The organism is Citrobacter sp. CFNIH10, from assembly GCF_002934585.1.
Classification (GTDB): Bacteria; Pseudomonadota; Gammaproteobacteria; order Enterobacterales; family Enterobacteriaceae; genus Citrobacter_A; species Citrobacter_A amalonaticus.
Genome location: NZ_CP026216.1, coordinates 4429992 through 4442611 on the forward strand (window position 1 = coordinate 4429992; position 12620 = coordinate 4442611).

General features: G+C 48.8%; 6 protein-coding genes, 1 tRNA gene and 3 pseudogenes. 3 read left to right on the forward strand and 7 right to left on the reverse strand.

Annotated elements, in window-relative coordinates; genetic code table 11:
- The first annotated feature begins 584 nt into the window (after positions 1-584).
- Positions 585-2666 carry a hypothetical protein gene (locus C2U53_RS25670; protein WP_104446670.1) on the forward strand — a complete coding sequence of 694 codons (2082 nt, stop codon included), beginning with the start codon at positions 585-587 and terminating at the stop codon, positions 2664-2666.
- 122 nt (positions 2667-2788) lie between these two features.
- Positions 2789-2870: transfer RNA gene (locus tag C2U53_RS25675), tRNA-Pro, on the forward strand.
- A 100-nt stretch (positions 2871-2970) separates the two neighbouring features.
- On the opposite strand, the gene C2U53_RS30515 is transcribed toward C2U53_RS25675, so the two are convergent.
- On the reverse strand, positions 2971-3360 hold the full coding sequence (locus tag C2U53_RS30515; RefSeq protein WP_044258165.1) for a S24 family peptidase: 390 nt from the start codon (positions 3358-3360) through the stop codon (positions 2971-2973).
- 82 nt (positions 3361-3442) lie between these two features.
- Between C2U53_RS30515 and C2U53_RS25685 the strand changes: the two genes are divergently transcribed.
- Positions 3443-3682, forward strand: a complete 240-nt coding sequence (locus C2U53_RS25685) for a DinI family protein (protein WP_044258164.1) — start codon at positions 3443-3445, stop codon at positions 3680-3682.
- Positions 3683-4494: 812 nt separating this feature from the next.
- Here the strand turns inward: C2U53_RS25685 and C2U53_RS30805 are convergent.
- The 6 genes and pseudogenes from C2U53_RS30805 to ltrA form a co-directional block, all read right to left on the reverse strand.
- A complete protein-coding gene (locus tag C2U53_RS30805) occupies positions 4495-5952 on the reverse strand; it encodes a tail fiber domain-containing protein (RefSeq protein WP_104446923.1) in 1458 nt (485 codons plus the stop codon).
- A 504-nt stretch (positions 5953-6456) separates the two neighbouring features.
- Positions 6457-6864: pseudogene (locus C2U53_RS30525) on the reverse strand (hypothetical protein); the annotation flags it as partial.
- A gap of 9 nt (positions 6865-6873) precedes the next feature.
- The gene (locus tag C2U53_RS25705; RefSeq protein ID WP_104446671.1) at positions 6874-7836 is read right to left on the reverse strand and encodes a DUF6453 family protein; all 963 of its coding nucleotides are present in this window, start codon (positions 7834-7836) and stop codon (positions 6874-6876) included.
- A gap of 7 nt (positions 7837-7843) precedes the next feature.
- A pseudogene (locus tag C2U53_RS25710) lies at positions 7844-10404 on the reverse strand (host specificity protein J); the annotation flags it as partial.
- A gap of 18 nt (positions 10405-10422) precedes the next feature.
- Positions 10423-10899, reverse strand: a pseudogene (locus C2U53_RS25715) (IS3 family transposase); the annotation flags it as partial.
- An 80-nt stretch (positions 10900-10979) separates the two neighbouring features.
- A complete protein-coding gene (gene ltrA, locus C2U53_RS25720; RefSeq protein ID WP_001189111.1) occupies positions 10980-12488 on the reverse strand; it encodes a group II intron reverse transcriptase/maturase in 1509 nt (502 codons plus the stop codon).
- Positions 12489-12620: the final 132 nt, after the last annotated feature.

The window sequence follows — 12620 nt, forward strand, 5'->3', positions numbered from 1 at the left end:
TTCCAGGCTTCCTGGCTGTTCGTGATCGTCATTGAAAATGTGACGAACATAATGGCGCTGAAGGGAACTTCGGCGTTATATCTCTGTTCGTTTTACTCAACGGGACGTGCGTCACTGACAACAGGAAGGGTAAGTGCTTGAATAGTGGCGGAGAGAGGGGGATTTGAACCCCCGGTAGAGTTGCCCCTACTCCGGTTTTCGAGACCGTCCTTATCTATATAAAACTCATAAACTTATCTTCGAAATTGAGAAAATTGTTTATTGTTTGTACTCAGTTTTTTCAGCGTGTTACGTTAATCATCTATGTCATTTTCTCATCATTTTTTTAAAGTATTGAGATAAGACAAGAGAACTCTCCCGATGTGAATGGGGTCAGATCACCGGACAATCATCATCAATGAACCTTCTGAATTTGTCGAGGGATAAATGTCCGCTGTGAGCGAAAAGCGGACGCTCTCATTTTTCATTATCGTTAGATTATAGGACTAACATATGATAGATCATTGGAGTACAGGTCAGCCACTGTAGACCTCAGATTGAACTAAACATATCCAGATCAACTTATTTTAGGAGTAAGAAATAATATGGAATACAAAATCGACGACATATCGGCCCTTTTAAGTGGCGTTCATGTAATAAGTGATAATGAAGATGGTGATGGTTGGTTTTTCTCTCAAGATTTAACTACGGACTACGTTCCAGCGAGACTTTCGCTGAATGAAAGCCTGAGTGGGGATATTAATGGCGCGAGAATAATACTTATAAGCGCCCCAGGGGCTGTTGGTAAATCAGTGCTGGCGAGAGAGCTAAGCAATAAAACTGGTAGTATATATCTGGATTTATCAAAGGCTTCAAGTATTGCTGGTAATTATGTCATTGGTGGATTGGCAAACAAAGATATTTTATCCGCATGGAATTCCGGGACGGTTGGTTTAATAATTGACTCTTTAGATGAGGCTAGGCTAAGAGTAACTCAAGATTCATTTGAAGACTTTTTGCTCGACGTCAGTAATGTATCCAAGAGAAATAAAAACCCAATAATTATATTTGGTCGAGTAGGTATTATTGAGGAAGCTTGGCTAATTTTAAGTGAGAATCACGATATAAATTGTCCTGTTTTCGATATTGATTTTTTTAATGAGTCTGAAGCTACTGATTTCATCGAAAAAAACCTTCTGAGATTATCTGAAAGTCAAAGGCAAGAATACAAACACTTATCATCTTCTCTTAGCGTACACTCACAAGTATATAAAAGTTCAATCCGTGGTGTAGTTGACGAACTGAAGGAGATATCGGGCGCTGAATCCACTAGATTCTTCGGGTATGCACCGGTTTTGGAAGCAGTATCAAAAGTTATTGGCACCATCAAAAATCCATCTAGAATTTTAGAGGAAATGAAAGATATTTTAAGTGGTGAAATGTTGTTGAGCATATGCAAAGCTGTTTTGTCGCGAGAGCAGGGCAAGCTGACTCAACAGTTGCCTGAAAAGTTTGACTCAACAAAAGAATCTCTTTATTCAATCGATGAGCAACTTGATCGACTTGCATGTAGATTATTTAACCTTCCACCTATAGATAGCATGAGTATGCTAAGTGGTGATTTAATTGCTTTGTATAATGATGCTGTTGAAAGTATGTTACCTCAACATCCATTCTTAGACGGGACGGGAAGAAAGGTTGCTAGCTCTGTTTTTGAAGCATGCATATTGTCCTATGCATTGATGAGTGATAATAAAATCATCTCTAATGCTGCAAAGAACTATTGCCTATTAGGCGTTTCAACGCCTAACCCATTCCTATTTGATTTTTTCGTTGAGTCTGGGGGGGGGCATGGTAATTCAATAATTAATAGTTCCTATATAGGGATTCTTTTCGACTCTGCTCTATCTAAGCTTAAAATTAATGATAGTGCTACCTTGATAGTTAATGATGATGAAGATATGAGGCTTCATGTTGAATTTATCATCTCCAATTCTAATGATGAAGACCCAAGAGAGATTGAGTTTACATCCGATGGATATAGCCCAATAGTTCTCGGAACTAAAGTAGGCAACGTTTTCATCAATACTGAATCTTCTGATGTTGAGTTCGTTTCTAGCGAACAGCTTGAACTTTTCTCGCCTATTAGTATCTCTTGTGACTGCCTTCGCATAAACAGCGAAAAGTTAATTGTTAAGTCAGTCAAAAAAGATGAGGGAAACACAAGCGTTATTCTTGAAGCCAATCGATTCGAAAGTACTCAAACTATTAGTCCCCCTTTGGTTCGCCCTGGAGCTGAGCTTTATGTGAACTGGCCATCATCAGAGGGTTTTCCATGGTCTGCGTTTTCAAACAAGCTTGTAAATTCTAATTCCGACGATCGGGTTGCTGATGCATTAAGAGTGTTTCGGAGAATCGTTATGGCGTTTAGATCTCACAGTAAAGGTCGCCTGGCAAGGCTTCAAGATAAAATTAATCATGCTCGTATGTTACGAGGCGAGGACGGACGAATGCTTTTGTCTCAGCTTGTTGAAGACGGAGTGATAAGTCCTGAAAATCACATGTATTACCTTGAACCAAACCTTCTAGGAAGTGTTGCAGGTGCATCATTCTTACAGGTAAATACCAAAAACTATTCTGATGAGACGCTTCAATATGTTGCGCGTGCGATAAAGCACACTGCGTGAGACCAAAGCAACTTATATCAGATAACAGCCCTCCTTGAGAGGGCTTCTTATCATACTATGACCAGTTACGTTGGCGTCATCCCAATACGTTATCATAGTTCGATATTAGCAACGTCCGTTTTTGGCACATAGCAGTCTTCAAGACAGTAGCACTCCGACATGGGGTGTCGGGGGTCGGAGGTTCAAATCCTCTCGTGCCGACCAAAATACTCCTTAAGAACCAGCCTCTTACGGCTGGTTTTTTTATGCCTGAAATTTGTACGGGGTGAAACTGGGGTGAAATGGGGGTGAAACCACCGTCATATTAGATGACAGGGCAGCTATCAAACTCTCCCGATCGTGCATCATTGATGATGTAAGCGATCACCCCAAATACTGGCGAAGTCACATTGTAGTCACCCGTTGAGTCTGGTATCTCTTCGCGCTTACCGTTCTCCAGGTTCACCAGGTGAGGTCTTGGGTGCAAGCGGAAGCGCTTTATCTTTAGCTCACCATCTAACCTACAGATGAGCAGAGAGCCATCGCAAGGTATCAGGGAGCTATCTACCACTAACAAGGCACCATTCATGATGCCTTCTCTCCAGTATGTCTGCCCTGCTCTCATGAAGTATGTAGCTGATGGATGCTCAATAAATTTCTCGTCTAGCGATATGTGGCGCTCAACGTAGTCCGCTGCAGGAGAAGGGAAGCCCATAGTTACCTCTATCTACTATTGACACTGGATAAAAACACAGTATATATACTGTATATCCAACCAGTAAAGGGAGAAGGTAAAAATGTTTGTTGAGCTGGTTTATGACAAGAGAAACGTTGCCGGGTTTCCAGGTGCAAGTAACATCATTCTGGCCGAATTGACGAAGCGGGTGCACCGGATTTTTCCCGATGCTGAGGTGAGGGTAAAGCCAATGCAGGCTAACGCCTTAAACAGCGACTGCACCAAAACTGAGAAAGAACGGCTGAACCGCATGCTTGAGGAAATGTTTGAAGAATCTGATATGTGGCTGGTGTCAGAATAAGAGCATTGTTTTGTCATATTGCATATGTAGAATCCGCACCGGCTGGCAATCATTCAATACTCGCACTATCGAACGATCGCCAGCCGCCGTCCGTTCCTGCATACGACGAACAACGGCAACTTTTTTCAGGCGCATTTACTGGTGACATTCTTTGTCGTAACCCCCGAAGAGGCGAGCTTAAGCGCCCGGTTAAATGCAACAACTGTCACGGGTTTTTCCTCTGCTTTAACTCGATTAGAATGACTCTGGAAAACATAAACATCATCAGGATAAATTTCCCTTCTGCGTAAAATTATGTTTCGAACCGGCGAAGGAGCTATTATATTTATTTCCTTCAATCTTCCTCTTTGCTCAAAGGTCAAATTACTACCAACCAAGTTAGTATAGCGAAGCATTCTTACCCTTCCGATACCAACTGGTAAATAGTGAAGGCACACCCACAAATCGGCCCATGTATCACTGATATCCAGTAATCTATGGTTGATTGATGCAATCTCATAAAACGTAAGCAAATCCCTCTCCCCTCATTTTACGCAAGAAAATCCTTCTATATTGTTTACTACAGACTGATAGACGATATCCACTAGTTACCTAAATTGAGCTAAATTTTTATAATGATTACCAGCCTTCGGATACGCAAACATTACAGGTTTTAGTATGCCGAAATGGACTATCATGCCCGGTTCGACACAGTTTAATACAGGCGGAAACTATCAATATTTAACACTGAGTATCTAGCTGATTTTTAAAACTCAGAGTTCACGGGCTGTATGTTGAACGCAAAAAAGGGGCCAACTGGCCCCTTCAGTTAATTAACCCTTCAATGCAGTTTTCAACATTTCGATCTCTGCCTTCAGGTGTTTCACATACCCCAGCAAGTCCATCACGATCGGGTTGTTGTCTACAGATGGCCGATCGCGAGTTTCCGCCCCAATCTTGTTACCGTCGTCATCCATGATATCGGCGATTTCTTCAGAGTTGTGTTTGATGTATTGCGGCGCCACCTTCTCGGCCTCTTCCGCGATAATCCCGAATCGCAGGCGTTCTTGCTCGTCGTCGTTGTACACGAAGTTAACCATGCGAAGCGCGTCAATGCGGTTTACTGCTTCCGCAAGGTCGGCATCTTTTATGTCGCGCTTATATGCCAGACCCGATGTACCCTGAAGCGCTAATGTGCCGCTTGAGTACGGCATGTTAATAACCAATTGCCCCACGTTCGACTGCGCGCGGTTACGGGCAATAAATTGCAAGCCTGATGTACCATTAAGCGACATTATCCACGTTTTTCCAACGGCATCGGCGTTTGCCGTATTCTGGTCACGAAGCCCTACGGCAATAAATCGGTCTCCGTTGGAAAATAACCCCCCAGAAAGGCCGATTTCGGCTTGCGTGATGAATTGACCGCTAGGGGTATTAGGCTTTATAAATCCAGCGTGGTTAAATGACCATGAAGCCGAAGCGTCTGTGCTCCATGCTTCTATTACGGCACTCACATCTCTGAAACCGGAAGAATACGTGTTATGCGATACACTCAGTGACCCACGCGCCACTTCTACACCGGCGATTTTATAAGAGCTAATCACATTACCGCCGCGCGTTAATACTCCGGGGCCTGGTGCTTCTGCGTCCTCGTTAATAACGCTCCACAACGTGTTAGCCGCCGTAAACCCGCCGGATGCGCGGATGATCCAGACACCGACAAAAGAGTTAGGCCATACCTGGTTAGCGCTACGCCCATATACAGGGTTACTGTCGGAAGCTTTAAATGATAGCAACTGCAACGCAGTGGCTAGCGTGCCGTTGAGGCTAATAGGTCCGTACTGTCCTGTTGTTCCGGTTGATGTGGAGAACGCGCCACCACTCCCAACCAGGTTATTATTTAATTCTCCCGCTGGCGCTCGAACTTGCCGGAAGTTTAATGTACCGGCAATGTCAGGTGCGGCGCTTTCGTATACATTGCCCGCTGGCAATAATCCACCCTGATCGCCCCGACCAAATAGCCCCGGAATTGACCCGCTTTGAACACCGTTAAAGTCTGGCACCCTGAAAGTAGTCGATCCATCGCCGTTTGAGTAGTTGCCTCGCTTCCCTGGGTTAGCCAACCAATCGGCATCGTCGATCGGCGTGTGCATTTGCGCGTGCACCCATAGTTCAGGCCAGTCGGCACGGTTAAGGATCTGCCCGTCCGACACCACCGCCCACGCCGGAGTAAAGGCGCGACTGGTCCACAAAATCGGCATACCCACGCCGAAGTTTTGTACCCCGTTCATGGTTGGTCCGGTTCCACCTCCGCCAGATACATAGTTCTCCACCCAACGTTGCGTCGTTGCGTCATATGGGTTTACCGGGTCTCCCGCTAACGGGGTTGACCCGATCGGGCGAACGTTAAGCCAGGCGGCGGCACGGTCCGCCAGGTCTGACAGGTTCAGCGATTTAACGAGTGCCTCAGCAGGATTGTGAGATGCCGCTTCTGCTGCGGATTTCTTTGCTTTCTCCGAATAGTGAAGCGCTGAATATTCGTTACCTGTTACCGGGTCATCCTCCGGATTAAGCGCATATTTACGAGCCAGCTCCTTATAGCCTTCAGCATTCGTTTCGCTCTGGGCAGCCTCAGTGGCTGAGCCTTGCGCGCCGGTTGCAGCAGTGGATGCAGTCTGCGCATCAGTTGATACCTGCTGAGCAGTGTCAACGACCGTGTGTTTATCGGCTTCAACCTGCTGCGCATCCTGTTTGATTTGTGCAGCAAGTTGATCGAGATACTCAACATCCAGTGTGTTCAGAATGTTTGCAATACTTAACCACGAGGGGCCAGTGAAGGAGGAGCCATCCGGTAACATGACGGTGATATGACCGTCCACACTGAATACAGCCTGCCAGTTTTGTTTGTCGTAGTTCAGCCCACGCAATGCCTCGGTGCTCTGCACCACCAACGCCGCCGTAATCTGGTTCTGCGTGGCACGTGGTACTGCATTCCACGCGGAGCCTTGCTGTGTTGGGCCGGGATATTTGCTGATGAGGGTGATTTCAGTATCACCTTCAACGGACTTAACCGGCAGCGTATAAGTTACACCCCCAACGGTAGCGACAACGAAATCACCGGCGGTCAGTTCCGTGGAAAATGAGGTGCCTGCCCCGGAGACCAAATCTGAGTTATTGGTCAGGGTTAATGTTCCTGCTGACATATTATTTCCTCAATACATTGGGGGAAGGACAAGGATTGGCATTGCGATGTTTTGGTTAAAATTATTGTTAAAGCCCTGGTTGTAATAATTACCAACAACCCGACTAAGCCCGGCGCGGATATTACTCCCGGACCGAATCATTCCCTTAAAGCGCACATTATCGTAGTCACCAATCTTGCGGCTATTTGACCCGACAAAACATAATTGCGTAAAGCTGGTTCCGACTGTCTGGTTACTGTCGGACACGGTAAGAAGGCGTTCGTAAATAAACGGACGCTTAAGTGTGGAAAATGTCACCTGCCCCGCTGAGTTGGTCATGGTGATACCGTCCCCACCAACCGGAGCGGTATTGTTGAATATAACCAGGTCTAATGTAACGCTCCCCGTTACGTCATCAGACCCGGTGTAATTAGTATCCCGCACGATAATATTGGTGCCGTCGAATCCTACTGATACACCTCCGTTATCCCAGCGGGCGAAGGGTATCCCGCTTACAGGAAGGGCGCGGGACCCGTTCACAACCCACTGCCCAACCCACGCACATGTCATTAATTTAGCGTTGTTTGATATAGCGGTGAAATCGGTAGAGTCAGCCACCAGCAGGCCGGTGTTGTAAGTTCCTGCCGGCAATATCTCAAGAACCGTACCGCTCCAGTCCCGCGGAGTCAGGTTGTATCCGAACTGGGGACCGCCGCTAATGATTACTCCGCTATTCCCATTTCGTGCAACTGACGCCATCGATACGGGGATCTGAAGAAATACCTGGTTATCGATGATTTCCTGGACTTCTGCCGGCTTCGTTGGTACGACAATCACCTGTGACCCTGGTGTTAGTGGGGTGCTTATTATCATTTGATTACCGGCTGTGCCGCGCCCCGAGAAATTCGTACAAAACGACGGGGCACGAAGCCCCGCTGTAATCGCCATCACCGGGCGACCATCGTTATAATCAATCAGAATACCTTCTGGCATAATTCACCTACCATTTACCGACAACGACTCGTCCACCGCCAGACAGATTGACAGTAATTCCATTGCCGTTAATAACGACCGTATTATTCACACCGTTAAATGCAAACTGGCCACTGGTCGCATACAGTTTTCCATGGAATTCACAGTCGCCACTCTTATCTATATTCCAGCCACGTGTTCCGGCGAGGAAATTATTCGAGCGGATATAGTTCGCAATTTTGGCATTGGTGATCGTTCCGTCCTGGATAAACGCTGAACTGATAAACACCTGACCGTTTACAACGGCAAATGGTGAATACTGAGTCGTTCCACTGCCGCTCATCAGCACAAACTGGTTGGCGTTAAAACCGACACGGGTAATCACGGGCTGACCATCCTGCGCCAGCACTGCAATCGACATCCCGGCGTTGTACATCACGCCGTTGATTCGCACACCAGCCTTCAGCGTGTGAATTGCTGTCGCCCCGTCCGCATCAACTACCGCAGTGAGCTTGTCCTCCAGCGTGGCGGTCACATCCTCGATCTGCGCCTGAACCTGTGTGGACAGTTCAGCCATCGCTTTATCAACATCAGCGATGGTTTTTTAACAATCAGGATATCTGCACGGACCTCTCCAAACTGTGCCCACTGATGCTCAACGGTTGAATGATTCGCCAGAGTATTTTGCAGTGCAGCTTCCAGACTGGTGTCAATGTCTCCGGTCAGGCGATCGCCATCTTCGGAAGTCAGGAAGCCATCCGCAATATCGCCGAGATAGTCATCGGCGTTATCGTTGGACATGCCGCGGATCCAGTCGGTATATCCCGATTCGTTTCCGGTCTTATCCACCAGTTGCGCGCGGTACCAGAACTCCTGCCCCGCTCTCAAGCCGAGTTGTGTGTATTCCGATGAAGGATAAGGCACATCAGAAAGCAACAACGGATCTGAAAAATCACTGTTCGCGGTGTACTGAATCTCCGTTTTCAGCGTATCAGCAGTGTTTGCCGGGAACCCCCAGTTCAGACGAATACCCCAGTTGATGCCCGTTGCCATAAAACCAACCGGCTTCGGCGGGTTACCGACCTTACCCGTCAGTGTTTTCTCTTCCGAGTAACCCCATCCGGAGGAGATCTCCGCGGCGTTAATGGCACGCACACGCACCAGGTAGCGCCCGGCATAAATCCCCGTAACATCGAAAGACGTGGTGGAACTGCGCGGTACGTTTACCCAGTTGCCATCATTGCGGCGCCACTGTGCCTCATAAGCGATGGCATTGGGTGCCTGGTCCCAGCTGGCACGCATCGTCTCGACGCTGATACCCTGCTGAACAACGGAAAACGAACTGATAATGATGTTTTCCGGCGCATGCTGATTACCCGGAGGAACGACACTGACAGGCCGCTGATCAATGATGGCGCCAGTATCAATGCGGGCATATTTATCCGGATCATGAGAAGCCCCGGAAATCGTGAATGTGCCATCGTTATTATCGGCCACACTCACAACGCGGTACTGCTGCGCATAGAGCTCATCTGATTCAGCAACCCATACACATTCGGCCTGCGGTGTTTCTCCGTAAGCTGTCGTGACTGTAATGGTCCTGCCGTTCACCGCCTGGACTGTTCTGGCCTGCGACACGCCGGACGGCAGGTTCACAATAAGACGATTACCGGGAGCTATATCAGCCACACGATCCAGGGTGAGAACCCTGCCGTTCACCGAACTGATACGACCGCCGGTGACTTTCCCCGACAGCATTTCGTCGGCGACCGCAATGACATAACCCGGCTGCGGGATGTTACCGTCCAGACCAACAGAGAAAGTAACTACCCGATCTTTGTTGTTGGTCAGGATCCCCCACCGCCCCTTACGGTTTGCCTCCGATTGCCGGGTGCAGCCGATTGCAGTGAGCTCGAGCTGATTGAAGCCGTACCGGGCAACCAGCGACTGTTCAAACACCGGCTCCATCGCATCCGCATAAGCATTATCCGGATCGGACCAGGAGACCAGCGCCGTTGTATAGCGGGTCTTGGTTGTGCTGCTTGAATAGACAAACTGCCCGTCAATTACGTTGGCGCGTGTATAGGTGTAATCGATATCGCGGGGCATGTCCGCCAGCGCCACTATCTGATTGCCACCCCAGTAAGTCATGCCACGGAATATGGCCGCGAAATCCCGCAGCACGGTGTATGCCTCATTCCGGTTCTGCACGTAGACGTTGCAGATATAACGGGGCTCGGTACCACTGCCACCCTTACCGTCCGGCACCGGCTGATCGCAATACTGCGCAACCTGGTACAACGTCCATTTATCGATGTTTGCCGCCGTCAGGCGATTACCAAGACCAAACCTATCCGTTACAACCAGATCGTAAAAAATCCAGGCCGGGTTGTCTGTCCACGCCCATTTAAACGCGCCGGTCCATGTACCACCATAGGTCCGGGTTTCGGGGTTGTAATTATCCGGAACACGAATTATGCGCCCGCGCGGCTCGCAGGAAATCTGCGGAATAGAGCCATTAAACTGACTGGAGTCAAATTCAATGTAGAGCAAAGCGGTGTTCGGATAGCGCAACTTGGCATCGATCACTGAATCGCCACGGATAATCTAGACACTTCCGAGCCGTTGATAATACTGGTTTTCATATTCTGTCGGTGACATCTGTTCGCTAGAACCATGCCGACGCTTACTGTTATAAAACATTTCGATGTAATCAAAAATATCGCTGCGGGCTTCTTCCCGCGTTCCGTAGATTTTTTTCTTTATCCGTTCACGTTTCAACAACTGGAAAAAGCTTTCTGCAACCGCATTATCATGGCAGTTACCGCGACGGCTCATGCTGCCCTCCAGGCCGTGTGATTTCAGGAACGACTGCCACTCATGGCTTGTGTACTGACTGCCCTGATCCGAATGAACCAGCACCTGTTTTTGGGGATTACGCCGCCATACAGCCATCAGCAGTGCGTTCAGGACAATGTCCTTTGTCATCCGGGATTGTATGGACCAGCCGATAATTTTGCGTGAGAACAGATCAACAACCACGGCAAGATACAGCCAGCCTTCGTGGGTCCTGAGTAGAGTAAGAGGCAGGGCGTAGTCGGACTATTTCCCTGCCTCTCCTCCCCGAACCGGACGTGCACCTTTCAGCGCATCCGGCTCTCCATTTAAATGCTGGCGAACGCCATTGCCACTTCTGTAAAGCGCGATGTATACGTGTTTCTGGTCTCCGTCCTCAGATAGGGATTACCTTCGGGTAGCCGCCAGCGGAACAGCTTCTTGCCTTGCCCCACCAACCGGTACAGTATTTCGCCGCTGAGCTTGCCGTGATTGGTTTTACCAAATAAAACCCACGTTTTGCTCTGACCCGGTTTCGGTGATTTACACCACCACCTCATCAGGGAAGCGATACCTGTACGGTATTTGCGGGCCAGCCAGTGAGCCAGCTTCCAGAACACGACACGGTCGATATAACTGAAGACTTTGGCCTTAAAATCAACGAACTGATAGAACATGGCCCAGCCTTTCAGTTTTCGGTTGAGTTGTTCAGCCATATCGACTTTGCTTTCACTGTAGTTGCCTGATAACAGTGCTGTCAGCGATGCGGCGAAGTTTCTGGCTTTCTCCTGCGGGATCGTTGAGACCACTCGCATCTCGCCATAACGACTGCGTTTGCGAATGATCCTGTGCCCCAGAAAGATAAAGCCGTCATTAACATGGGTGATTTTAGTCTTATCCATGTTCAGCCTGAGTTTCAGACTGCCTTCGAGCACACCCCGACACTCCTCCCTGATGGCTTCCGCCTGTGCTTTGGTGCCTTTGACGATGAGGACAAAATCATCGGCATAGCGGCAGTACGCCACCGCGGGTTTCCACTGCCAGTTTTCTCTGACCGCCGTACTTCGGCCCCGTTGGATACTGTTATTCCAGTACCACCGATCTTTTCTGGCTTTCCCGCTCAGGTAGCGCTCATGCAGGTATTGATCGAACTCATTCAGCATGATGTTCGATAATAGCGGCGATATAACACCGCCCTGTGGCACACCTTCACTGGCCGCCCGAAAGAGACCGACATCGATATGTCCCGCCTTGATGGTTTTCCACAGCAGAGTCATGAAACGTGCGTCACTGATCCTGCGGCGTACAGCCTTCATCAGCAGTCGATGATGTACGGTGTCGAAGTAACTGGACAGGTCGCCTTCAATCACCCAGCGTCCCCGGGTTTCACCGCAGTCTGTGAGCTGTAATTTCACCGTGCGGATCGCGTGGTGGACACTGCGCTCAGGCCGGAAGCCATATGAGAGCGTATGAAAATCACTCTCCCATATCGGCTCCATCGCCATCAGCATGGCCCGCTGAACAATACGATCCCGCAACGCGGGGATACCCAGTGGTCGCAGTTTGCCGTTGCTTTTAGGGATGTAAACCCGTCTGGCGGGCAAGGGCTGGTAGTGGCCTGAGAGTAATTCATCCCTGAGGATTTGCAGCTCAACAGCCAGTCTGGCCTGTAGCATTGTTTTGTTCACGCCATCAACGCCGGGGGTATGCGCCCCCTTTGATGAAAGCGTGATCCGCGCCGCTTCAGCCAGCCATTCTGGTTGTGTTATCAGACGCAGCAGCCGTTGAATCCGTAGGGACGGATCGGTGGCTGCCCATGTGGCAAGCTTGCGTTGCATTTCGCTGATTATCAAAGGTCTTCACCTCGTTAGGTCAGTTAATTCACGTCGCAAACACATTCAAACTGCTTCCCTTCGCCATGTAATGGGCTTTCCCCATCGCGGACTACTACGGAAGCTCCGCCAGCCAGC

What these genes read in the sequence shown, in the direction of transcription:
- C2U53_RS25670 (WP_104446670.1), top strand. Translation starts at nt 585, where the DNA reads ATGGAATACAAAATCGACGACATATCGGCCCTTTTAAGTGGCGTTCAT.
- ltrA (WP_001189111.1), bottom strand. Translation starts at nt 12,488, where the DNA reads ATGCAACGCAAGCTTGCCACATGGGCAGCCACCGATCCGTCCCTACGG.
- C2U53_RS25685 (WP_044258164.1), top strand. Translation starts at nt 3,443, where the DNA reads ATGTTTGTTGAGCTGGTTTATGACAAGAGAAACGTTGCCGGGTTTCCA.
- C2U53_RS30805 (WP_104446923.1), bottom strand. Translation starts at nt 5,952, where the DNA reads ATGAACGGGGTACAAAACTTCGGCGTGGGTATGCCGATTTTGTGGACC.
- C2U53_RS30515 (WP_044258165.1), bottom strand. Translation starts at nt 3,360, where the DNA reads ATGGGCTTCCCTTCTCCTGCAGCGGACTACGTTGAGCGCCACATATCG.
- C2U53_RS25705 (WP_104446671.1), bottom strand. Translation starts at nt 7,836, where the DNA reads ATGCCAGAAGGTATTCTGATTGATTATAACGATGGTCGCCCGGTGATG.